At 68.2% G+C, this 21243-nt stretch carries 23 protein-coding genes and 1 tRNA gene; 13 read left to right on the top strand and 11 right to left on the bottom strand.

Features of this window, described 5'->3' with window-relative positions:
- Window positions 1–91 precede the first annotated feature (91 nt).
- The 3 genes from K8P63_RS19880 to K8P63_RS19870 all read right to left on the bottom strand — a co-directional run bounded on the left by K8P63_RS19880 (window position 92) and on the right by K8P63_RS19870 (window position 5475).
- On the bottom strand, window positions 92–1882 hold the full coding sequence (locus tag K8P63_RS19880; protein ID WP_223797705.1) for an acyl-CoA dehydrogenase C-terminal domain-containing protein: 1791 nt from the start codon (window positions 1880–1882) through the stop codon (window positions 92–94).
- Window positions 1883–2011: 129 nt separating this feature from the next.
- A complete protein-coding gene (locus K8P63_RS19875) occupies window positions 2012–4339 on the bottom strand; it encodes a 3-hydroxyacyl-CoA dehydrogenase/enoyl-CoA hydratase family protein (RefSeq protein ID WP_223797704.1) in 2328 nt (775 codons plus the stop codon).
- Entirely contained in the window at window positions 4336–5475 is a 1140-nt protein-coding gene (locus K8P63_RS19870) for a thiolase family protein (protein ID WP_223797703.1), read from the bottom strand. Before K8P63_RS19870 ends, K8P63_RS19875 begins: the two co-directional genes overlap by 4 nt.
- A 171-nt stretch (window positions 5476–5646) precedes the next feature.
- On the opposite strand from K8P63_RS19870, the gene K8P63_RS19865 reads away from it, so the two are divergent.
- The 5 genes from K8P63_RS19865 (at window position 5647) to K8P63_RS19845 (ending at window position 10310) form a co-directional block, all read left to right on the top strand.
- Complete coding sequence (locus K8P63_RS19865) at window positions 5647–6042, top strand: DUF2147 domain-containing protein (protein ID WP_223797702.1); 396 nt, start codon at window positions 5647–5649, stop codon at window positions 6040–6042.
- Between the two features lie 50 nt (window positions 6043–6092).
- Complete coding sequence (locus K8P63_RS19860; RefSeq protein ID WP_223797701.1) at window positions 6093–7394, top strand: OmpP1/FadL family transporter; 1302 nt, start codon at window positions 6093–6095, stop codon at window positions 7392–7394.
- Window positions 7394–9076, top strand: a complete 1683-nt coding sequence (locus tag K8P63_RS19855) for a long-chain-fatty-acid--CoA ligase (protein ID WP_223797700.1) — start codon at window positions 7394–7396, stop codon at window positions 9074–9076. Before K8P63_RS19860 ends, K8P63_RS19855 begins: the two co-directional genes overlap by 1 nt.
- Window positions 9073–9477 carry a MerR family transcriptional regulator gene (locus tag K8P63_RS19850; protein ID WP_223797699.1) on the top strand — a complete coding sequence of 135 codons (405 nt, stop codon included), beginning with the start codon at window positions 9073–9075 and terminating at the stop codon, window positions 9475–9477. The genes K8P63_RS19855 and K8P63_RS19850 overlap by 4 nt, the downstream gene beginning before the upstream one ends.
- Window positions 9478–9728: 251 nt before the next feature.
- Entirely contained in the window at window positions 9729–10310 is a 582-nt protein-coding gene (locus tag K8P63_RS19845) for a PadR family transcriptional regulator (protein WP_223797698.1), read from the top strand.
- A gap of 36 nt (window positions 10311–10346) precedes the next feature.
- Here the strand turns inward: K8P63_RS19845 and K8P63_RS19840 are convergent, their stop codons facing one another.
- On the bottom strand, window positions 10347–10712 hold the full coding sequence (locus tag K8P63_RS19840) for a hypothetical protein (RefSeq protein ID WP_223797697.1): 366 nt from the start codon (window positions 10710–10712) through the stop codon (window positions 10347–10349).
- Between the two features lie 117 nt (window positions 10713–10829).
- Between K8P63_RS19840 and K8P63_RS19835 the strand changes: the two genes are divergently transcribed.
- The gene (locus K8P63_RS19835) at window positions 10830–11060 is read left to right on the top strand and encodes an AbrB/MazE/SpoVT family DNA-binding domain-containing protein (protein ID WP_223797696.1); all 231 of its coding nucleotides are present in this window, start codon (window positions 10830–10832) and stop codon (window positions 11058–11060) included.
- Window positions 11050–11463 (top strand): PIN domain-containing protein, encoded by a 414-nt coding sequence (locus tag K8P63_RS19830; protein ID WP_223797695.1) that lies wholly within the window; start codon window positions 11050–11052, stop codon window positions 11461–11463. The genes K8P63_RS19835 and K8P63_RS19830 overlap by 11 nt, the downstream gene beginning before the upstream one ends.
- Before the next feature lie 18 nt (window positions 11464–11481).
- On the opposite strand, the gene K8P63_RS19825 is transcribed toward K8P63_RS19830, so the two are convergent.
- The 5 genes from K8P63_RS19825 to infA all read right to left on the bottom strand — a co-directional run bounded on the left by K8P63_RS19825 (window position 11482) and on the right by infA (window position 13575).
- Window positions 11482–11557 (bottom strand) — tRNA-Phe (locus K8P63_RS19825).
- Between the two features lie 22 nt (window positions 11558–11579).
- Entirely contained in the window at window positions 11580–11726 is a 147-nt protein-coding gene (locus tag K8P63_RS21065; RefSeq protein WP_398288042.1) for a DNA gyrase inhibitor YacG, read from the bottom strand.
- A 58-nt stretch (window positions 11727–11784) separates the two neighbouring features.
- Complete coding sequence (locus K8P63_RS19815) at window positions 11785–12774, bottom strand: ribonuclease E/G family protein (RefSeq protein ID WP_223797693.1); 990 nt, start codon at window positions 12772–12774, stop codon at window positions 11785–11787.
- On the bottom strand, window positions 12767–13339 hold the full coding sequence (locus K8P63_RS19810) for a Maf family protein (RefSeq protein ID WP_223797692.1): 573 nt from the start codon (window positions 13337–13339) through the stop codon (window positions 12767–12769). The genes K8P63_RS19815 and K8P63_RS19810 overlap by 8 nt, the downstream gene beginning before the upstream one ends.
- A 17-nt stretch (window positions 13340–13356) precedes the next feature.
- Window positions 13357–13575 carry a translation initiation factor IF-1 gene (gene infA / locus K8P63_RS19805; protein ID WP_010162480.1) on the bottom strand — a complete coding sequence of 73 codons (219 nt, stop codon included), beginning with the start codon at window positions 13573–13575 and terminating at the stop codon, window positions 13357–13359.
- Window positions 13576–13727: 152 nt separating this feature from the next.
- Between infA and K8P63_RS19800 the strand changes: the two genes are divergently transcribed.
- From K8P63_RS19800 to K8P63_RS19790, 3 genes are read left to right on the top strand one after another with little or no spacing between them, the layout of a single operon-like run.
- Window positions 13728–14027 carry a YggT family protein gene (locus K8P63_RS19800; RefSeq protein ID WP_223797691.1) on the top strand — a complete coding sequence of 100 codons (300 nt, stop codon included), beginning with the start codon at window positions 13728–13730 and terminating at the stop codon, window positions 14025–14027.
- 1 nt (window position 14028) lies between these two features.
- The gene (gene folD, locus K8P63_RS19795) at window positions 14029–14916 is read left to right on the top strand and encodes a bifunctional methylenetetrahydrofolate dehydrogenase/methenyltetrahydrofolate cyclohydrolase FolD (RefSeq protein ID WP_223797690.1); all 888 of its coding nucleotides are present in this window, start codon (window positions 14029–14031) and stop codon (window positions 14914–14916) included.
- Window positions 14917–15555, top strand: a complete 639-nt coding sequence (locus K8P63_RS19790) for a MarC family protein (protein WP_223797689.1) — start codon at window positions 14917–14919, stop codon at window positions 15553–15555.
- Between the two features lie 104 nt (window positions 15556–15659).
- Here K8P63_RS19790 and K8P63_RS19785 read toward each other — a convergent pair whose 3' ends face one another.
- Complete coding sequence (locus tag K8P63_RS19785) at window positions 15660–17426, bottom strand: AcrB/AcrD/AcrF family protein (RefSeq protein WP_223797688.1); 1767 nt, start codon at window positions 17424–17426, stop codon at window positions 15660–15662.
- Window positions 17427–17492: 66 nt separating this feature from the next.
- On the opposite strand from K8P63_RS19785, the gene K8P63_RS19780 reads away from it, so the two are divergent.
- The 3 genes from K8P63_RS19780 (at window position 17493) to K8P63_RS19770 (ending at window position 19680) form a co-directional block, all read left to right on the top strand.
- Window positions 17493–17891, top strand: coding sequence for a GtrA family protein (locus K8P63_RS19780; RefSeq protein ID WP_223797687.1), 399 nt, complete (start codon window positions 17493–17495; stop codon window positions 17889–17891).
- Between the two features lie 65 nt (window positions 17892–17956).
- Complete coding sequence (locus K8P63_RS19775) at window positions 17957–18940, top strand: glycosyltransferase family 2 protein (protein WP_223797686.1); 984 nt, start codon at window positions 17957–17959, stop codon at window positions 18938–18940.
- Complete coding sequence (locus tag K8P63_RS19770; RefSeq protein ID WP_223797685.1) at window positions 18940–19680, top strand: class I SAM-dependent methyltransferase; 741 nt, start codon at window positions 18940–18942, stop codon at window positions 19678–19680. Before K8P63_RS19775 ends, K8P63_RS19770 begins: the two co-directional genes overlap by 1 nt.
- Here K8P63_RS19770 and K8P63_RS19765 read toward each other — a convergent pair.
- The gene (locus K8P63_RS19765) at window positions 19602–21206 is read right to left on the bottom strand and encodes a hypothetical protein (protein ID WP_223797684.1); all 1605 of its coding nucleotides are present in this window, start codon (window positions 21204–21206) and stop codon (window positions 19602–19604) included. The genes K8P63_RS19770 and K8P63_RS19765 overlap by 79 nt on opposite strands.
- Between the last annotated feature and the right edge of the window lie 37 nt (window positions 21207–21243).

Raw genomic sequence — 21243 nt, 5'->3', positions numbered from 1 at the left:
CGGCGTCTCGAAGGGGCTGCGCAGGTGCTTCCAGACGGCATTTCGACTTCGCTCAATGCCTCCTCAACACGAACGGGCGAAAACACAGGCTTCAAAACGCCGTCTCATCCAGCGCCATCATCGACGCCTTCCCGCTCTTGATCGCGAGGAAGCAGGCGGTCGCCTGCGGCAGGATGCGGTCGAAGAAGAATTGCGCGGTGGCGATCTTGGCGGTGTAGAAATCCGCCTCGTCGGTGCCTTCGGCCAGCTTGCCTCGCGCCACCTTGCTCGCCTGCGCGAAGCAATAGCCCAGCGCGACCAGCCCCAGCAGGCGCAGATAATCGGTCGCCGCCGCGCCCGCTTCCTCCGGATCCTTCAGCCCCTTCTGCGCGATCGTGCCGGTCGAAAGCTGGAGCGCGCCGAACGCCTGCGCCAGCGCCTGGATCATCGGCGCGAGCGCCTCGTCCTCGGCATGCGCCTCGATGAAGTTCGACACCGGGTGGAAGAAGGATCGCAGATAGCGGCCCATATGCGCACCCAGCTTGCGCCCGACGAGGTCGAGCGCCTGGATGCCGTTCGTGCCCTCGTAGATCATCGCGATCCGGGCATCGCGCGCATATTGCTCGACCCCGCTCTCGCGGATGTAGCCGTGGCCGCCATAGACCTGCACCGACAGGTTCGCCGCCTCGAACCCCATGTCGGTGAACAAGGCCTTCACTACCGGCGTCATCAGCGCGACGAAATCGCCCGCGCGCTGCTTCACCTCGGGATCGGTCGAATGCTTCTCGGCGTCCAGCGCGCGGCTGACCCAGCCGCACAGAGCGCGGCAACCTTCGTTATAGGCGCGCATCGTCATCAGCATGCGGCGCACGTCGGGGTGGACGATGATCGGGTCGGCGGCCTTGTCGGGATGCCTGGCGCCCGCGAGCGACCGGCCCTGCAGGCGATCCTTCGCATAATAGACCGCCGACTGATACGCCGCCTCGCCGATCCCCAGCCCCTGCACGCCGACCGAGACGCGCTCGGTGTTCATCATCGTGAACATGGCTTCCATGCCCTTGTGCGGCTTGCCCACCAGCCAGCCGACCGATTCGTCGAAATTGAGCTGGCACGTCGCCGACGCCTTGAGGCCCATCTTGTGCTCGATCGCGGCGCAGGCGACGCCGTTCGACGGGCCGACCGTCCCGTCCGCCTTGGGCAGATATTTGGGGACGAGGAACAGGCTGATCCCCTTCACCCCCGCCGGCGCATCGGGCAGCCGCGCAAGCACGAGGTGGATGATGTTGTCGGTCAGGTCATGTTCGCCCGCCGAGATGAAGATCTTCGAGCCCGTCAGCTTGCAGCTGCCGTCGCCCTGCGGCACCGCGCGGGTGCGCAGCAGGCCGAGATCGGTGCCGCAATGCGCTTCGGTCAGGCACATCGTGCCCGACCATTCGCCCGACACGAGGCGCGGGAGATAAAGCGCCTTCAGTTCGTCGCTGGCATAGCCCTCGATCGCGGTGGTCGCGCCGTGCGTCAGGCCCGGATAGAGGCTGAACGACACGTTGGCGGCGCAGATCATCTCCTCGGTCATCTTGTTGACCGTCTCGGGCAGGCCCTGCCCACCCCATTGCGGATCGGACGCGAGCGCGCACCAGCCGCCGTCGCGGAAGCGGGCATAAGCGTCCTTGAAGCCAGCGGGGGTGCGCACGACGCCATTCTCCAGCCGGCACCCTTCCTCGTCTCCCGAGCGGTTGAGCGGCAGCAGGATGTCGCGCGCGACGCGGCCGGCCTCCTCCAGGATCGCGGCGGTCAGGTCTGGCGTGAACTCGGCGAGCGCGTCGAGCCCGCCGAATCCGTCCTCCTGGTGCAGCTCGTTGAGCACGAACCGCATGTCGCGCAGCGGCGCTTCATAGACTTGCATGGCACCAATCCTTTCCAGCCGTTCGTGCTGAGGAGGCATTGAGCGAAGTCGAAATGCCGTCTCGAAGCACCCTTCGAGACGAGGCTTCGGCTGTGCTCAGCCTCTCCTCAGGGCGAACGGGATCACAGTCTAATTTCGAAGCGGCTTGCCGGTCTCGAGCATCTGCTCGATCCGGGCGAGCGTGCGGGGGTCGCGGACGCGCAGCATGAACGCCTCGCGCTCCAGCTTCAGCATGTCCGCCTCGCTGACCGTGTCGACCAGATCGGCCGGGCCGCCGGTCAGCACGCCCGCCAGCGCATCCGACACCACCATGTCGTAATCGGTGGCGAGCCCGCGCTTGCGGAAGCCTTCGGCCGCCATGCCGAGGCCGACCCGCCCGCTCTTGCCGGGCAGCCTGAATTCGGGCGGCTTGGGGGCCTGATAATCCTCGGCCAGCGCGAGCGCTCTGGCCTTGGCGTCGGCGAGCAGGCGGTCGCGGTTCATGGTGATGCCGTCGCCGGGCTTCAGGAACATCAATTCCTTCGCCTGCGCCGCCGACTTGGAGACGGTGGCGGTCGAGACCGTCTCGAACACCTTCGCGACCGCCGGCATCGGGCCGTGCGGCATGGCGGGCGCGTCGCGCCAGCGCGTCAGCATCTCGCCGCAGCCGCCCCAGCCGGGGATCAGCCCGACGCCGCACTCGACCAGCCCCATGTAAAGCTCGGCATGCGCCTGCACCGCGTCGCAATGGAGCAATATCTCGCAGCCGCCGCCCAGCGCCATGCCGGCGGGCGCGCCGACGACGGGGAAGGGCGCATATTTCAGTGCCTTATAGGCCTTCTGCCCACCGGCGACGAGCTTCTCCACCTCGCCATAAGCGGCGATGTTGAGCGCGAACATGGCGAGGCCGAGGTTCGCGCCCGCCGAGAAATGGCTGCCTTCGTTATAGACGACCAGCGCCTTGAAGCTTTTCTGGACGAGCGGGATCGCCTGCCCGATCAGCTTCATCACCTCGCCGTCGAGTGCGTTCATCTTGCCGGTGAATTCGAGCGCCGCGACGCCGTCGCCGACGTCCCACAAGGCGGCCGATCCGTTCTTCAGCAAGGGCTGCGACGCGAGCTTGATGTCGGCCAGCGTCACCACGCCCGCCGGTCGGACGACATCGTGATAGGCGCCGTCCAGCGCGAGATATTGGCGCTTTCCGCCCTCGACGCGGTAGAAGTTTCGCTCGCCAGCCAGCGTCAGCATCGCCGGCACCGGCGCACCTTCCCCCGCCAGCCGGCCGGCGAGCGCGCTCGCGCCGATCCGGTCGATCAGCTCGAACGGACCATATTTCCAATTGTAGCCGAGCTTCATCGCGTCATCGATCGCGACCACGTCGTCGGCGGCCTGCGGCACGAGGCTCGCGGCATAGGCCAAAGTCGACCCGAGCACCGCCCAGGCATAGGCACCCAGCTTGCCCTTCGTCGCCAGCAAGGCGGCGAGATCGCCCTTGGCGGCGGCGCCGCTGAGCCCCGCGGGCTTTTCCATCGCGCGATAATCGCCGGTGGCGAGGTCGATCGCCTCGCGGCGTTTCTCCATCGCGCGGTTGATCCGGTAGAAGCCGCCCTTGCCCTTGCGGCCGGTCAGCCCCTCGGCGATCATCCGCTCGATCAGCGGGTGGCTCTTCGCGATCGCATGATAGGCATCGTCGGCCGGCAGCGTGTCGGTCAGGCTCTTCTGCAGATGCGGCATCAGATCGATGCCGACCAGATCGACCAGCCCGAAGATGCCGGTCTTCGGCACTCCCATCGGCTTGCCCGCGACCGCATCCGCTTCCTCGACCGTCAGGCCGAGCTCGAACGCCGCGTTGAGCCCACACTGGATCCAGTAGGTGCCGATGCGATTGGCGATGAAGCCGGGCGTATCTTTGGCATGCACGATCGTCTTGCCGAGCATGTGGTCGGCGAACGCCTCCACTCGCGCCGCCAGCGCGGGATCGGTCTGCGGCCCGGTGACGATCTCCAGCAGCCGCATGTAGCGCGGCGGATTGAAGAAGTGGGTGATGAGGAAATCGCGCGCGAACGCGTCGGATCGCCCCGCGATCAGCTTCGCCAGCGGGATGGTCGAGGTGTTCGACGAGACCGCCGTGCCGGGGCGGCGATGCGCCTCGAGCTTGGCGTAGAGATCCTGCTTGATGTCGAGCCGTTCGATCACCGCCTCGACGACCCAGTCGCAGTCGGCGACGCGCGCCAGATCGTCCTCGATATTGCCGGTCTCGACCAGCTTGGCGGCCTTGGGCGTCATGAACGGCGCCGGATCGGTCTTGAGCAGTTTCGCGACCGCATCTTCGGCCACGCCGCTGCGCCGCGCGGGATCGCGCACGATGTCGAGCAACAGCACCGGCACGCCGGCATTGGCGACGTGCGCGGCGATGCCCGCACCCATGGTGCCCGCGCCGATCACGCAGACCTTCTTGATTGCGGGGGCGTCGCTCATTCGGCCGCCTCCAGCACGGTGGCGATGCCCTGGCCGCCGCCGATGCACTGGGTGGCGAGCGCGTAGCGGCCGCCGTCGCGCTTCAGGATCGCCGCAGCCTTGCCGACGATCCGCGCGCCGGTCGCGCCGAGCGGATGGCCGAGCGCGATCGCGCCGCCATCGACATTGACCTTCGCCTGATCGAGCCCGAGGTCGCGCATGCAAGCGAGCGCCTGGCTCGCGAACGCCTCGTTCAGTTCGATCACGTCGAGCGCGCCGGCGTCGACCCCGGCGCGCGCCAGCGCCTTGAGCGATGCGCCGACCGGCCCGATGCCCATCACCTCGGGCGCGCAGCCGGCAATGCCGACGGCCTTGATCCGCGCGAGGATCGGCAGGCCGTGCGCGCGGGCATAATCCTCGCTCGTCACCAGCACCGCCGACGCGCCGTCGGTGAGCGGCGAGGACGTGCCGGCGGTGACCGAACCATTCTGGTCGAATGCCGGCTTGAGCCCGGCGAGCCCCTCGGCACTGGTATCGGGGCGCAACGTGCCGTCCTCGCTGACCGTGCCCGCCTTGGTCTCGATCGGCACGATCTCGTCGGCGAGCCGGCCGCCCTGCTGCGCGGCGGCCGCTTTCCGCTGGCTCGAAACAGCGAATGCCTCCTGCTCGCCGCGCGTGATCTGGTAGCGGGTCGCGACATTCTCGGCGGTTTCGCCCATCCCCATGTAAGCGCCGGCATTCTTGCCCGCGAGCGTCGGGTTGGGCAGCGGGTTGAAGCCCATCATCGGCACCCGGCTCATCGATTCGACCCCGGCACAGACGAACGCCTCGCCCGCGCCGATCTGGATCTGGCCCATCGCGATGTGGATCGCGCTCATCGACGAGCCGCAGAAGCGGTTGACCGTCATGCCGCCCACCGAGAGCGGCAGATCGGCGAGCAGGCCGATCAGGCGCGCCACGTTGAGGCCCTGCTCGCCCTCCGGAAAGGCGCAGCCGAGGATGATGTCCTCGATGTCGGCCGGATCGATCCCGGTGCGCTCGATCAGGCCCCGGATCACCTGCGCGGCGAGGTCGTCGGGCCGGATCCGAGCCAGCGCGCCCTTGCCCGCGAGATGGAATGGGGAACGGGCATAGCCCGCGATCACGACGTCGCGCATTCGAATCAACCTCTCCATCGCGGCGGATCAGCATCCGTCGCATTCGTTCCTAAAGGTGCGCTGATTTCCCTATACGTCAACTGTTTTTTGGGGCAAGAATGTGCGGACTACGGCGGGTGATGCCGTCGACGGACCGTCCGGCAGTGACCGGACGGACGGAGGAGACGAGAGATGTTTCTGCTGATGGCGGCCGCTGCGGCCGTCGCGCCCGAGAGTGCGATCGGTCGCTGGATGACCGAGACGCGGCACGGCGTGGTCGAGATCGCACGCTGCGGATCGTCGGTGTGCGGCCGCCTGGTCGACTCGGACGGCATCCGCGCCAATCCTGGCCTGCTCGACGTCAACAATCGTGATCCGAAGCTGCGCAGCCGGCCGATCAAGGGCGTGGAGATCCTGACGGGCTTCACCCTGCGCGACGGCCAGTGGACCGGCGGCTCGGTCTACAATGGCGAGGATGGCGCCACCTATCAGGCGACTTTGATCCCGCTCGACCCCGATCATCTCAAGGTGCGCGGCTGCATCATCTGGCCGCTGTGCAAGACGCAGACGTGGACGCGCAGCCCCTGACGGCCTGAGCGGACTGCCGAATACAAAAAAAGATACGACTGGAGAGAATGATGAAAGAGCTGACCGTCCGTGCGTTCCTGCTTGCCGGTGTCCCGCTCGCCGTCGTCGGCGCGGCCGGGCCCGTTCATGCCGCCGCTTTCTATCTGCAGGAACAGTCGGTGCGCGGCGCCGGCCGGGCCTTTTCCGGCGAGGGCGCCGATCAGGGCGCGGCATCCTTGTGGTGGAACCCGGCCTCGATCGGCGGGATGAGCGGCGGCGATGCCGTGATCGGCGCGAGCGCGGTGCTGCCGCGCGGACAGGTCGACAATAAGGGCACGGTGATCGTGCGCCCCGGCCAGGCGCCGGCTGCGGTGGGCGGCAATGGCAGCGCGCACAATCCGATCAACAACGGCGTCGTGCCGTCGGGCGCGGTCGCCTATGCCTTGTCGCCCAAGTTCGCGGTCGGACTCGCGATCACCGCGCCCTATAACTTCACCACCAACTACGACAGCGACAGCTGGGCGCGCTACTCCGCCGACAAGACCAACCTGCGTACGATCGATGTCCAGCCGTCGATCGCGTGGATGCCGGCGCCGGGCATCAGCCTTGGCGCGGGGCTCAACGTCGAATATGCCAAGGCGAGCCTCTCCAATTTCCTGCCCAATCTGTCGCCGCTGCTGGCGGACGGGCATCAGACGCTGCGGGGCCACGGCGTCGACGTCGGCTGGACGGTCGGCGGCCAGTTCCGCCGCGGCCCGCTGTCGATCGGCCTGTCCTACAAGTCGGCGATCGAGCATCAGCTCAACGGCACCGTCACCACCGCCGGCCTGCTCGGGCCGCTCGCCGGTTCGAACGGGCGCGTCGTGACGCAGGCGCGGTTCACGACGCCGTGGCAGGCGATCGGCAGCGTGCGGCTGCGCGCGACCGACCGGCTGACGCTGAATGGCCAGGTCGTCCGCTTCGGCTGGAACAAGTTCGACGACATCCGCCTCGGCTATCCGCTGAATGCCGCCATTCCCGAGAATTACGGCAACACCTGGAGCTATGCCGGCGGCGTCGATTTCGCGATGACTCCGGCGTGGACGGTTCGCGCCGGCGTGCAGCGCGACCAATCGCCGACCCGCGACGGCCAGCGCGACGCGCGCGTGCCCGACAGCAGTCGCTGGAACTTCGCCACCGGCACCAGCTACACGATCGGCCACGGCATCACGCTCGATGCAGCGGTGAGCTACATCGATTTCAAGAATGCGGCGATCAATCGCACCACCGCGGCCTATGCGGGGACGGTCGTGCAGACGCCGATCCTGGTGAATGGCGAACTCGACAAGGCGCATGCGGTCGTGGCCGCGCTTGGCGCCCGGCTGGCCTTCTGATGGGCGCGGCGGCCATGATCGGCGCGACGCAGGCGGATGACGCGCTGGCGCCGCCGCCGATCGCGCCGCGCCGCCTGACCGACCTGCTCGATCGGGCGGTCGCGCAGCACGGCACGCGCGTGGCGATCGACTTCATGGGCCGCCGCTGGACCTATGGGGAACTGGGCGCCGAAGTGTCGCGCGCGACGCGCGGGCTGCAGGATATCGGCGTCACCCCCGGCACGCGCGTCGGCCTGTGCCTGCCGAGCTGCCCCTTTTTCGTGATCTTCTACTTCGCGATCCTGCGCGCCGGCGGCGTGGTGGTGAACTTCAACCCGCTCTACGTCGAGCGCGAGTTGCGCCACCAGATCACCGACAGCGGCACGCACGTGATGATCGTGCCCGATCTCAAGCTGATCCACGAAAAGGTCGTGGCGCTCGCGGCGGAGACGGGGCTCGACCATATCGTCGTCTGCCCGATGACCGGAATGCTGCCGCCGATGAAGGCGCTCGGCTTCCGCCTGTTCAAGCGCAAGGATCAAGCGCGCGTGCCCGAGGATGCGGTGCACGTGCTCTGGGCCGATCTGGTCGCGGGCGATGCCGCGCCCGATCCGGTCGTGATCCGCCCCGACGACTTGGCGGTGCTGCAATATACCGGCGGCACCACTGGCGTGCCCAAGGGGGCGATGCTCACCCACGCCAACCTCGCCGCCAACAGCGCGCAGATGGTGGTACATGTCGGCCATCCGCCCGAGACGCAGGAGCGCACTTTGGGCGTGCTGCCGCTGTTCCACGTGTTCGCGCTCACCTGCGTGCTCAATTATTCGGTCGATACGGCAGCCGAGATGATCCTGCTGCCGCGCTTCGACATGAAGAGCTTCCTCGCTACCGCGAAACGGACCCGGCCGACCCAGTTCTTCGGCGTGCCGACGCTTTACAATGCGCTGTCGCGGATGCCGCGCCCGAAGCTCGCCGCGCTCGGCAGCGTGCGCGTGTGTATTTCGGGCGGCGCGCCCTTGCCGCTTGAGATCCGCCACGCTTTCGAGACCGCGACCGGCGTGCGCGTGGTCGAGGGCTATGGCCTGTCCGAGGCGGCGCCGATCATCGCCTGCAACCCGCTGGACGGGGTGGTGAAGGACAATAGCTGCGGCCCCGCTTTCCCGGCGACGGTGCTGGAGATTCGTGACCTGACCGATCCGACGCGGCTGTTGCCGCAGGGTGAGCGCGGCGAGGTGTGCGTGCGCGGCCCGCAGGTGATGACGGGCTATTGGAACCGGCCCGAGGATACGCGCGCGGTGTTCATCGACGGCGCGCTGCGCACCGGCGACGTCGGTTACTTCGATGCGGACGGCTATCTGTTCCTGGTCGATCGCATCAAGGATCTGATCCTGTGCGGCGGCTACAACGTCTATCCGCGCATCATCGAGGATGCGCTCTACGAACATCCGGCGGTGGCCGAAGCGGTGGTGATCGGCGTGCCGGATGGCTATCGCGGGCAGGCGCCCAAGGCGTTCGTGGCGCTGAAGCCGGGGGAACAGGTGACGACCGAGACATTGTGCACGTTCCTGAAGGATCGCCTGAACAAGATCGAGATGCCGCGCGAGATCGAGCTTCGCGACAGCCTGCCCAAGACGTTGATCGGCAAGCTTTCCAAGAAGGAGCTGGTGGCGGAAGAGGCGGCGCGCGCAGCCGCGCTGCAATGACGGCGGACGGCGATACGGAGCTGCGCGGCATCCAGGATGTCGCGCGCGAGCTGGGCGTCACCCAGCGGACGTTGCGTTTCTACGAGGATCGCGGCCTGATCGACCCGCAACGCATCGGCACGATGCGCGTCTACACCCGGCGTGAGGTCGCGCGCATGCACCTGATCCTGCGCGGCAAACGGCTGGGTTTCTCGATCCGCGAGATCAAGGAGTTCCTCGACCTCTACGGCGTCGATCCGCAGCATATCGAGCAGGTGCGCCACCTGCACGGGCGCGTGGCCGAGCATCTCGCCGATCTCCACACGCAGAAGACCGCGCTCGAGCAGACCATCGTCGAGATGGAGGAGATCGAGCGGGAGGCGGTCGCCTGGCTCGCGCGGCAGGAGACCGAGCGGACGTAGGCGATGGCGGCCACGTCCGGCGGCCGCCCTGCTCGTTCTGCGCGCCACCGCGGCCCTGTTCCGGGTTTACCGTCCGATCGCGGCCGATAGCGCGCCGATCCGGCGGAGCGATGCCGGCGCACGCCCGGCATGATGCTCCGCATTTTTCGGGCGCTCACAAATTCAACGGAGAATTTCAGCAAGGCCTTGTCATCATCACACCCAAGATATATCGCAGCGCTATCAAGACCTATGGAGACACTATGTTTGGAATGAATAAAACCCATCACGGCCGCCATCACGGCATGCGCGACGCGATGCGGCGCGGCGGCGGCTGGGGCTTTGCCCGCGACTTCGGGCCCGAGGGCGAGGGCTTCGGCCAGCGCGGCGGCCGGCGGCGCATGTTCGACGGCGAGGAGCTTCGCCTCGTCCTGCTCGCTCTGCTCGAGGAGCAGCCGCGCCACGGCTACGACCTGATTCGCGAGATCGAGAAGCGCACCGGCGGCGCTTATGCGCCCAGCCCCGGCGTGGTCTATCCGACGCTGACGATGCTCGACGAGCTCGGCCACATCGACGAGCTGAAGGAAGATGGCGCGCGCAAGCGCTTCGCCATCAGCGACGCGGGCCGCGCGCTGCTCGCCGAGAAGCGCGCGCAGGTCGATGCATTGCTCGCGCGATTGTCGCAGCTCGGCGAACGGAGCGCGCGTACCGAGCGCGTCCCGGTCAAGCGGGCGATGGTCAACCTGCACATGGCGCTGCGCGGCGTGCTCGGGCAGGAAGGCGCCCCGGACCGTGCGCACGAGATTGCGGCGATCCTCGACGAGGCGACCCGCCAGATCGAACGGCTGGGATAAACGAGCCTCACGGCGGCGCCGCGTGCGCCGCCGGCCTCAGCCTTCCTGCAGGCCTGCCGCGCGCGGCGGCGTCGCCCACGCCGGCTGCACCGACGACCAGCGACTGCGCCGATAGCGGCTGAGCGCGTAGAGCAGGCTCGGCCACAGCAACGTCGCCGCCATGTCGCCGGCCGTGTCCGCCCAGCGCCACGAGCCCCAGAACAGCCGATCGGCGGTCTCGTTCAGCACCTCTGCGAGCAATACTGCCTGCAATGCCAGGCCGTTTGCACGGCGCGTGCGCAGCACGATCTGCGCCCCGACATAGATGATGAGGCCTGCATGGACATGCGCCAGCTTGTCCGACCCGCCGACGAGCCCGACGATCAACTCGGTCAGGCGATGATATGCGGCGATCCAGTCCATGCCCCGGTCATAACGGGCGCGGGTTAATGCGGCTTTATACCGGTGATTGCGCCACGCATGTTGCGGGGGACTGGTTCCGGATATACATCACGCATTCGTATATCCACGGAGATCGCGATGCAGGTCGCCAAATGGGGTAACAGCCTGGCCGTTCGATTGCCCGCCTCGGTGGTGGAGGCGCTCGGCCTTCACGAGGGCGATGATATCGAACTGCACGTCGCCGACACGCACAGCATGGGCGTGGCGCGCAAACCCGGCACCGACGAGCTGCTGGCGCGGTTGCGCGCCTATCGCGGTCGCCTCCCCGCGGACTTCAAGTTCGACCGGGACGAGGCAAATGGCCGCTAGCTTTCTCGACAGTAACGTCCTGATCTATCTCGCTTCGGGGAATCCCGCGAAAGCCGACCGGGTCGAGGCGCTGCTGGCGGCAGGTGCCTTGATCAGCGTCCAGGTCTTGAACGAGACGGCCAATGTCCTGCGGCGCAAGGCCGGATTTTCATGGCCGGAAACGCACGCTTTCCTCGCGGCCATTCGCCCGCTTGTGGATGTCGCGCCGCTGACGATCGCGACCCATGACGCGGGCTTGCGCTTGGCCGAGCTTTATCGGCTGTCGCTCTACGACGCGATGATCGTCGCCGCCGCCCGGCTCGCGGGTTGCGACATGCTGTGGTCGGAAGACATGCACGATGGGCTGGTGATCGATGACGCTTTGCGCATCCGCAACCCATTTGCGGAAAAACCCGACACTTGATCGCCGAAAGCGATGCTGTGGTGCCCAGGGACGGGATCGAACCGCCGACACCGTGATTTTCAGTCACGTGCTCTACCAACTGAGCTACCTGGGCACGGAAGCGTCGGAAGCGGGGCCTATAGGGAAGGTGGCGCTTCCCTGTCCATCCCCTCGCGATCGAAATCGGCAACCTCGTCGTCGGCGGGCGGGCCGGGGATGCGATGGCCCTCCGACAACCACTTGAGCAGGTCGCGATCGCGACAGCCTTGGCTGCAGAAGGGCATATGCGCTGCTTGTGCGGGCGCGCCGCAGGCGGGGCATGCGGCTTGGCCGCGCTGGCGGCTAGGGGAAGGCGCGGAAGGCATGTGCGGCGGATATGGCGAGGCCGGCTTCCTCCCGCAAGGCGGGCATCGCGCCGGCCTGCCGTGCGAGCTGGTCGAGCCAGTCGGGCCGCGCGGCCAGGCGCGCGATCACGCCGGGCGCGGCGCTGAGCGTCAGCGCGCCGTGGCCGCTGGCTCGCGCCGCCCGTCGCAGCAGCACGCGCGCAGCCGCTCCGACGGGATCGGCCGTCAGCCGGTCGATCAGCGAGGGCCGTACCCGGCGCCGTACGATCTGGAGGAAACCGAAGCCGTTGACCGCGGTCCGCTCGAACGGCGGCGGCAGCACCGCGTCGAGCGCGGTGGCGGCGGCCTGTCTGTCGGCCTTGCCGGTCATCGTCGGCAGGTCGATGCCGATCGAGCCGGCGAGATCGTAGAGGCGGATCGTGCGGCCCGCCAGGCGCGCGCCGGCGAGCGCGAGGTCGGCCGCCGCGCCGGCGCCGTCGACATCGATCAGCGTCATCGCTGGGGTCGGCACGATCCGCAGCAGCGCATCGGGCCGCGCGACGATGCCGCGCGCGGCTTCCTCGACCGCCTCGTCCCAGCCGGCGGCGGCGAAGCCGTCGGTGCCGGTGCGGATCGGCAGCCCTAGCGCGGCGAGTCTCGCGCGAAGGTCGGGGCCCGGTGTCTCGACCGAATCGGCCAGAGCCGGACGTGCGCGGGGCGGCTTGAACGCGCCATCTTCGGGCTGTGCGGCGCGCGTGATCTCGATCAGCAGGGTACGGCCCTCGGTGAGGCCTGCAGGCACCGGCGTGAGCTGGACCGTCTGGCCGTCCGCGGTCTCGGCCAGCCCGCGCCCCGACGCGTCGGCCTTGCGCACCAGTCGCGCGGGCAGCACGGCACCGGCGCGCAGCCCGTCATCGTCCCATTCGACCGCCATCTCGACCAGTCGGCCGCCCTCGATCAGCGCGGCGCGGCTTTCGCCGATGCCGGCGTCGAACAGCCACTCAGCCAAGCGCCAGCCCAGCCGCGATCAGCAAGGCGCGCGTCTCGAATAAAGGCAGGCCGACCACGCCCGAATGGCTGCCGGCCAGCGCGCGCACGAAGCCTTCGGCGGCGCCCTGAATGGCATAGCCGCCCGCCTTGCCGACGCCCTCGCCGGAGGCTGCATAAGTGGCGATGGTGGCGGCGGGCAGCGGCCCGAAGGTGACGATGGTGGTGGACAGACGATGGCGCGCCTTGCCTGCGGCATCGACCACCGTCAGCGCGCTCAGCACGCGGTGGCGGCGGCCGGCGAGCAGGGTGAGGCAGCGCACGACTTCGCCAGCATCCTCTGCCTTGGGCAGGATGCGGCGGCCGGCGGCGACCACGGTATCGGCGGCCAGCACGATCGCGCCAGGATGGCGCGCCGCGACCACCGCTGCCTTCGCGGCGGCGAGACGGCGGGCATGATCCGTCGGCGCCTCGCCCTTCAGCGGGGTCTCGTCGATATCGGCGGGGTCGACCGCGTCGACGCTCACGCCGATGCGCGCAAGCAGATCCAGACGGCGGGGTGAGGCGGAGGCGAGAACCAGCCGCACGGACGCCACGCGCCTGCTTACTTGAAGCGGTAGGTGATGCGGCCCTTGGTCAGGTCGTAGGGCGTGAGCTCGACCAGCACCTCGTCGCCCACCAGCACGCGGATGCGGTTCTTGCGCATCTTGCCGGCGGTATGGCCGAGAATCTCGTGATCGTTCTCGAGCTTCACGCGGAACATGGCGTTGGGCAAAAGCTCAACCACCTGGCCGCGCATCTCAAGCAGTTCTTCTTTCGCCAAGCGAAATCCTTAGGCTGATATGTCTCGAAAAGCGGGCTCCCTTAGCGGCTGGCGGCCGAAAAGGGAAGCGTCGCGCCAAGGCGATATGGGGAGCCGCCCGTCGTTTCGCCAGTGGCTGGAACGGCGCGGCCGGCTCGGCTAGGGAGGCGTACATGATCATCCCCCTGCTCCAGATCGTCGACCTGCTGCTTTCGGTCCTGTTGTGGATCATCATCATCCAGGCAATCCTCTCCTGGCTGGTGGCGTTCAACGTGGTCAACACCCACAACGATTTCGTGCGGCAGGTGCTGTTCGCGCTCAGCCGCATGACCGAGCCGCTTTATCGGCCGATCCGGCGGATCATGCCCGATTTCGGCGCGCTCGATTTCTCGCCTTTGGTGGTGCTGCTGATCATCCAGATCCTGCGCTCGATCGTCCTGCCGGCGGTGGCGCGCGCGGCGATCGGCGGCTGAGGTGACCGCCGCGATCATCGACGGCAAGGCGTTCGCCGCCACGCTGCGTGCACGATTGGCCGAGGTCGCGGCGGGCTTCGTCGCGCGGGCCGGGCGCAAGCCGGGGCTGGCGGTGGTGCTGGTGGGCGAGGATGCGGCGAGCTCGGTCTATGTCGGCGCCAAGGGCAAGGCGACCGAGGCGGCCGGCATGGCGAGCTTCACCCACCGCCTGCCCGCCGATACCGCGGAGGCCGACCTGCTGGCGCTGGTGGCGACGCTCAATGCCGATCCGGCGGTTGACGGCATCCTCGTCCAGCTGCCGCTGCCGCCGCAGATCGACAGCAATGCGGTGATCGCCGCGATCGACCCGGACAAGGATGTCGACGGCTTCCACCCGATCAATGCCGGTCGGCTCGCGAGCGGGCTGCCGGGCTTCGTTCCCTGCACGCCGCTCGGCTGCCTGATGCTGCTGAAGGATCGGCACGAGCATCTGGCGGGGCTGGAGGCGGTGGTGGTCGGCCGCTCGAACATCGTCGGCAAGCCAATGGCACATCTGCTGCTGCGCGAAAGCTGCACGGTGACGATCGCGCACAGCCGCACGCGCGATTTGTTCGGCGCCGTCCGCCGCGCCGACATCGTCGTCGCCGCGGTCGGCGTGCCCGAGCTCATCCGCGGGGACTGGATCAAGCCGGGCGCGACCGTGATCGACGTCGGCATCAACCGCATCGATGCGGACGAGGGCAAGACGCGGCTCGTCGGCGACGTCGCCTTCGCCGAGGCGCGCGAGGTCGCAGGCGCGATCACGCCGGTGCCGGGGGGCGTCGGGCCGATGACGATCGCGGTACTGCTGCGTAATACGCTGGTCGCCGCGCACCTGCACGAGGGGCTCGTCGCGCCCGACGGGCTCTAGATGCTCGCGCTTTTCCTGTCGGCGTTCGTCACCTTCTTCGTGGTGATCGATCCGCCGGGCTGCGCGCCGATCTTCGCCAGCCTGACGCGTGAGGGCAGTCCCGGCTGGCGCCGGCAGATGGCGTTCCGCTCGGTCGTCATCGCCGCGATCGTGCTGATCCTGTTCGCGCTGGCGGGCTCGCCCCTGCTCGACGCGCTCGGCATCAGCCTCGATGCGTTTCGTGTCGCGGGCGGGATCATGCTGTTCCTGATCGCGCTCGAGATGGTGTTCGAGAAGCGCACCGAGCGCCGCGAGGAACGTGCGGAGGAAATCCACCGCCGCCAGGTCGAGCAGCATCGCGCCGAGCCCGAGGACATCTCGGTCTTCCCGATGGCGATCCCGATGATCGCCGGGCCGGGCTCGATCGCGACGGCGATGCTGACGACGTCCCACAGCCACGGCACGGGGCTGCTCGTGGCGCTGGCGGCATTGATCTGCGTGCTCGTCATCATGCTGGCGATGCTGCTCGCGTCTGGCGCGATCATGCGCGTGCTTGGCGACAAGCTGGAGGCGATGATCACGCGCATCCTGGGCGTGCTGCTGGCGGCGCTCGCCGCGCAATATGTGATCGACGGCATCAAGGCGAGCTTCGGAGTCTGAGGGGCATCCGGTGCTCCTGCGGAAGCAGGAGCCCAGAGCGCCGGGCTGAGCGTGGAGCCACTGGGTTCCTGCGTGCGCAGGAATACGCGGCGCTAACGGGGAGTTCAGCCGATCAGCCGCCACAATTTGAACGGCGATCCGGCCGGCAACGTCACCGGCGCGAGCCATGTCGGCACCTGACCCTTCACCAGCTGGACGTAGAAGCCCTTGGGCGCCTCGCTGCCATAGACGGTCGATTCGGACAGGCCGGGGCAGATCAGCAGCAGGCTCGCTTTGTGGCGCAGCATCGTGCGGTGTGCCGTTTCCGGATCGGTGCTGCGGAAGGCATATTGGACGTCGAGGATCGCATCGCCCGCGCGATGATAAGGCGCTGCGATCACGTCGTGGCGCGTCACCGCGACGATGCGCGGGCCGAGATCGATGAAGGTCAGGATCGTCTGCGGCGGCAAGGCGGCGATCGGCTTCAGTGCCGGCAGCGTCGGGCAGCGGCGGTTGGCGGTATCGACCCGCTGGCGCCATTGCGGCTTCTTCTCAGGCACGTTCTTGACGATCAGCCCGGCGAAGGCGCCCGACACGAACAGGAAGGCCGTGACCGTGCCGAGCACGCGCACCGCCATCCAGCGATGGCCGAACGTCCAGCGCATCAGCGGCCAGCCGAGCGCGGTCGCGCCGATCACGCCCATCAATTGCGACGCCGGCCCGGCGCGCGTCTGCCACAGCAGCAGCAGCGCCGAGAAGATCGAGAGCAGCAGCACCAGCAGCCACGGCATCGCGCGCGGCGTCGCGCGCTCGCGCCACAGCGTGGCGGCGGCGCCGATCACCCCGATCGCCGACAGGCTGATCGTCGGGAACCAGACGCGCCAGCTATGCTGGTAGAGCGGTTTCGCCTCGCGCACGTGGCTCAGCCAGATCTTCTCAAGCTCGGGCGAGACGCGCTCGGGCCGGCCGAGACATTGCGGGAAGGCGAGCGCATAGCCCGCGCCGATCGCGGCACCCGCGACGACCAAAGCCGCGAGACGCACGCGCCGGTCGGCAATCGGCAGCGAGCCGAGCGCGACGCAGATGCCGCCAGCCGCCAGCAGCGTCGACAGATAGACCGGGGTCAGCGCGTCGCACAGCATCTGCGCATTGTCGAACGAGCCGAACAGGACATAGCCAAGCGCGGTACCGGCGGCGAGCGCCGCGCCATAGCCGCGCAGCCGCTCGCGCTGATCGACGTCGATCGCCCACCACAAGGCGATCAGCGCGCCGGTCACCGCCAGATAAGGCAGCAGCTCCAGCCCGATCGTCAGCGAGACGGCGGTCGCGAGCCCCGCGGTCAGCCCGCCGCGCAGGCGCTTCGGATCCGCCATGCCCGATACCGCGACCGCCAGCGTTGCCAGCTGCCAGCCATGATGGTCGATGCGCAGCGGCATCCACATCAGCATGGTGGTCTGCGCGCAGGCGACGATCGCCGCGGCGAGCAGGAAGGCCCACTGATCGACCAGCCGCCGCGCGGTGAGCATCGTCGCATAGAGGCCGAGGCCGAGCGGCAGCAACGGCGCCAGCGCGCACGCCCAGCGCGCCGCCTCGGCCCCGCCCGCGACCGGACGGATCAGCAGCATCAGCGCGGCGATCGGCAGGTCGACCAGCCGCGACCAGTGGATCGAGATGCCGGCCGGCGGATCGACGCGATGCTGGCGCAGATCGTACCAGCCCTGCCCGTCGATCAGCGCGCGCACCTGCGCGAAGCGCATATTGTCATCGGTATCCGACAGCGCGAACCAGTGGATCGCGTTCCATTTGTAATGGAGCAGCCACGCCGCGATCACCGCCCAGGCGAGCAGAAACCACCAGCGCCAATGCGTTCTGTCGTCAGCGCCCGTCGTCACCGCTCTTCCCTCGTCAGGCCCGGCGCTCTAGACGGCGGAAATCAAAGAACAAGGGGGTCGTGCCAGGTGACGGCAGCGGCGGCACGGCAAGAGACGTTGTGGCAGCTGGTGCGCTATGGGGTGAATGGCGGGATCGTGACGAGCGTCTACACGCTCGTCTTCGTCCTGTTCGACAGCTTCACCCATGCGCCCCTGCAGATCTGCAACGTCGCCGGCTATCTGGTCGCGGCGACGCTCGGCTACGTGCTTCACAGCCGCGTGACCTTCCGCAACCATGGCGAGCGTGACGCCGGCAGCATCCTGCGCTTCGCGCTCGCGTCGCTGCCGGGCTTCGCCATGAACGCCTTCTGGACGTGGCTGCTGGGCACGGCGCTGCGCTGGCCGCACTGGACCGTGCAGCTTCCGATCTGGTTCGTGACGCCGATCCTGATCTTTGGCATCAATCGCTGGTGGGTGTTCCGATGAGCCCGAGCTACTCCGTCGCGCCGCTTGCCATTGCGGGCCGCCCTGACCCACAAGGGTCGATCATGATGGCCGAAACGCCGCACATCTCGCTGATCGTGCCCGTGAAGGACGAGGAGGAGGCGATCGCCGGCTTCGTCGCGCGGGTCGGCGGCGTGCTCGACGGCCTGCGCGGGGCGGACGGCGGCGCGCTGCCGTGGGAGATATTGTTCGTCGACGACGGCAGCCAGGATGCGACGCTCGCCGTGATCATGGCCGCCAATGCGCGCGACCGCCGCATCGTCGGCATCTCGCTGTCGCGCAATTTCGGCAAGGAGGCGGCTCTGTCCGCCGGGCTCGACACCGTGCGCGGCCAGGCGGTGGTGCCGATCGACGTCGATCTGCAGGATCCGCCCGAGGTGATCGGCGCGATGCTCGATCAGTGGCGGCAGGGTTATGAGGTCGTCTACGGGGTGCGACGCAACCGCATGACCGACTCTCTGCCCAAGCGGCTGACGGCGGATCTCTATTATCGGGCGCACAATTGGCTGTCGGAGGACAAGATCCCCGAACATGCCGGCGATTTCCGCCTGCTCGATCGCAAGGTGGTCGACGTGATCCGGGCGATGCCCGAGCGCAACCGCTTCATGAAGGGGCTGTTCGCATGGGGCGGCTTCCGCCAGACCGCGGTCGAATATGACCGTGCCGAACGCGCGATCGGCACCACCAAGTTCAATTATATCAAGCTGTGGAAGCTTGCGATCGACGGGCTCACCTCCGCATCGACCGTGCCGCTGCGCGTGTGGAGCTATATGGGCGCGGTGATCGCGGTGGTGGCGCTGGCCTATGCCGCCTACCTGATCGGCCGCACGATCCTCTACGGCGTCGATGTCGCGGGCTATGCGTCGATGATGGTGGCGGTGCTGTTCCTCGGCGGCGTGCAATTGCTGTCGCTGGGCGTGCTCGGCGAATATGTCGGGCGCATCCTGATCGAGGCGAAGGGCCGGCCGATCTACGTCATCCGCGAGCGCATCGGCATCGAGAAGACGGATTGCGAGGCGGTCGGCGGCTGATGGAACGCCACGTCTACGACCGCATGGCCGAGATCGACCGTGATCATTGGTGGTTCGTCGGGCGGCGCCGGATCCTCACCGCGCTGCTGGAGAAGTTCCGGCCGAAACCGGGGCCGATGGCGATCCTCGAGGTGGGCGCCGGCACCGGATCGAACATCGCGATGCTGCAGCATTTCGGCACGGTCGATGCGATCGAGCCCGACGATCATGCACGCGCCTTCGCCGAGGCGCGCACCGGGCTGACGCTGAAGGGCGGCTACCTGCCCAACGTGCCGCTGGAGGACGGGCGCTACGATCTGATCGTGCTGCTCGACGTGCTGGAGCATATCCCGGACGATCTCGGCGCGCTGGAGGCGCTCAGGCCCAAGCTCGCGCCGGGTGGCCGGCTGTTCCTCGCGGTGCCAGCGATGCCCAGCCTGTGGAGCGGCCACGACGTCGCGCATCATCACCAGCGCCGCTACACCGCCAAGGCGTTGCGCGCGGTGGTGCGAAAGGCGGGCTACGCGCCGCTCCACGAATCGCACTTCAACAGCCTGCTGCTGCCCGCGATCGTCGGCGTGCGCTGGCTCAACCGATTGCGCGGGCATGAGGGCGGCGACGAGGATGCGATGCCGCCGCGCGCGGTAAACGGTGCGCTCGCGCGGCTGTTCGGGTGGGAACGTTATGCCGCGGTGCGCGGCTTGCTGCCGGTCGGCGTGTCGCTGGCGCTGGTGGCGGAGCCGGTCGGCACCACGCGGTAGAGGATGCCGCGCTTCCCGCCGGTCCAGATCGGTTCCAGCCCGGGGAAGCTGTACCAGTTGGCGCGCGGCAGATCGATCATCCAGACATAGTCGAACGCCTTGCGCGGCAGGTCGTTGACGCTCTTCGGATAGAAGCGCGTCCGGCGCGGGGCGCAGGGCGGCGGGCGCAGGATCTCGGTCGGATCCTCGGCCCAGTGGCGGGCGGGCGCGTAGCGGATGCGGACGAGCTGCGCACCGGGATCGGTCCATTGGCCGTTGGCGAAGGCGTCGCGCCGCACGATCGCCATCGCGCCGAGATGATCCATCCGCGTCGTCTCCCAGCGGCCGATGCATTGCAGCGCCACCTGCACGAACACGCGGCTGCCGGGCTTCACATGATCCAGCGCCGCAAGCTGGTGCTGGGCTGCGGCATCGTGCGCGGCGAAGCTCTGCGTGAGCCCGATGATGCGGATCAGAAAAATCGCGGTCGCGGTGCCCGCCAGGATGTGCCCGGCGCGGCGTGAAGGGCGCGGCACCGCCAGCGCGACCACCGCGATCATCACCACATAAGGCGCCAGCCGCATGTCGGCATAAGCCGAGCCGAGCAGGATGCGCGGCAGCAGCAGGTAAGCGAGGATCAGCATCAACGCGGCGACGCCGAGCGTGCGGTTCATCACCACGCCCACGCCGACCAGCCCGAACGAGACGAGCCCCCACAGCAGGTAGACGTTGGCGAGGTCGAAATTGCGCCAGTGGTTGCGCAGGATCGAGATGAAATAGACGTATTTCGCGGCCCAGTCGAAGAAGTCCTGGTTCGCGCCCTTGGCGTCGCCCGAGCGCCAGACCAGCAGCAGCAGGATTGGCGGCGCGAGGCTGAGGCAGGCGAGCCCGCCCTCCCACAAGGCAAGCAGCATCGGCCGGCCGGCATCGCGTTTCCGCACGACCTCGGCGGCGTAGGCGAGCAGGCACAGCACCGCCCAGCCGAAGATGTGCGCGGTCGTGAGCACCAGCCCGATGACGACGAACAGGCCGTTGCGCAGCCGCCAGCGCCCCTGCCGCCCCAGCCGCAGCCACAACGCATAGGCGTTGAGCGCCAGCGCCATCGACAGCAGGAAATTGACGAAGCCCCAGATGAACGGGAAGCTGTAGGCGAGCGGCAGCGCGAACAATGCCGGCGCGGGTACGCGGCCATGCGCCTCGCGCGCGATCCAGATCATGCCGGTGGTGGTGAGCGCGACGATGCCGATCACGATCAGCTTCACGCCGAGCTCCAGCCCGAACAATGCCGCCATCGGCACCACCAGCAGGTCGACGCCCAGATTGGCGATGAACGCCCAGTGGAAGCTGAAATATTCGGCCCTGAGCGGCGACGACGGATCGCTCAGCTGGATGCGATAGCGCCCCATATGCTCGGCGAGGTCGGTCAGCGGTGGGGTGACCGGCGCGAGCAGCGGCACGATCGAGACCAGCACCATCAGGGCGAGGAACCAGCCGCTGTTCCACCAGCCGGCAGGCGTATCGACCGGGGCAGGGGCTGAACGGAACATGCCGCGCCCTTATGGCGCAGCGGTGCCGCGCGACAAG

It is taken from the genome of Sphingomonas nostoxanthinifaciens (assembly GCF_019930585.1).
Classification (GTDB): Bacteria; Pseudomonadota; Alphaproteobacteria; order Sphingomonadales; family Sphingomonadaceae; genus Sphingomonas_I; species Sphingomonas_I nostoxanthinifaciens.
Note: the sequence above shows the minus strand (reverse complement) of the source record. Positions and strands in the feature narration are given on the sequence as shown.

Excerpts from the sequence above, each read along its gene's own strand:
- K8P63_RS19765 (WP_223797684.1), bottom strand. The coding sequence starts at position 21,206 with ATGTTCCGTTCAGCCCCTGCCCCGGTCGATACGCCTGCCGGCTGGTGG.
- K8P63_RS19775 (WP_223797686.1), top strand. The coding sequence starts at position 17,957 with ATGGCCGAAACGCCGCACATCTCGCTGATCGTGCCCGTGAAGGACGAG.
- K8P63_RS21065 (WP_398288042.1), bottom strand. The coding sequence starts at position 11,726 with ATGCCCTTCTGCAGCCAAGGCTGTCGCGATCGCGACCTGCTCAAGTGG.
- K8P63_RS19790 (WP_223797689.1), top strand. The coding sequence starts at position 14,917 with ATGCTCGCGCTTTTCCTGTCGGCGTTCGTCACCTTCTTCGTGGTGATC.
- K8P63_RS19865 (WP_223797702.1), top strand. The coding sequence starts at position 5,647 with ATGTTTCTGCTGATGGCGGCCGCTGCGGCCGTCGCGCCCGAGAGTGCG.
- K8P63_RS19875 (WP_223797704.1), bottom strand. The coding sequence starts at position 4,339 with ATGAGCGACGCCCCCGCAATCAAGAAGGTCTGCGTGATCGGCGCGGGC.
- K8P63_RS19870 (WP_223797703.1), bottom strand. The coding sequence starts at position 5,475 with ATGCGCGACGTCGTGATCGCGGGCTATGCCCGTTCCCCATTCCATCTC.
- K8P63_RS19770 (WP_223797685.1), top strand. The coding sequence starts at position 18,940 with ATGGAACGCCACGTCTACGACCGCATGGCCGAGATCGACCGTGATCAT.
- K8P63_RS19800 (WP_223797691.1), top strand. The coding sequence starts at position 13,728 with ATGATCATCCCCCTGCTCCAGATCGTCGACCTGCTGCTTTCGGTCCTG.
- K8P63_RS19855 (WP_223797700.1), top strand. The coding sequence starts at position 7,394 with ATGGGCGCGGCGGCCATGATCGGCGCGACGCAGGCGGATGACGCGCTG.
- K8P63_RS19840 (WP_223797697.1), bottom strand. The coding sequence starts at position 10,712 with ATGGACTGGATCGCCGCATATCATCGCCTGACCGAGTTGATCGTCGGG.
- K8P63_RS19880 (WP_223797705.1), bottom strand. The coding sequence starts at position 1,882 with ATGCAAGTCTATGAAGCGCCGCTGCGCGACATGCGGTTCGTGCTCAAC.
- K8P63_RS19860 (WP_223797701.1), top strand. The coding sequence starts at position 6,093 with ATGAAAGAGCTGACCGTCCGTGCGTTCCTGCTTGCCGGTGTCCCGCTC.
- K8P63_RS19835 (WP_223797696.1), top strand. The coding sequence starts at position 10,830 with ATGCAGGTCGCCAAATGGGGTAACAGCCTGGCCGTTCGATTGCCCGCC.
- K8P63_RS19830 (WP_223797695.1), top strand. The coding sequence starts at position 11,050 with ATGGCCGCTAGCTTTCTCGACAGTAACGTCCTGATCTATCTCGCTTCG.
- K8P63_RS19850 (WP_223797699.1), top strand. The coding sequence starts at position 9,073 with ATGACGGCGGACGGCGATACGGAGCTGCGCGGCATCCAGGATGTCGCG.
- K8P63_RS19845 (WP_223797698.1), top strand. The coding sequence starts at position 9,729 with ATGAATAAAACCCATCACGGCCGCCATCACGGCATGCGCGACGCGATG.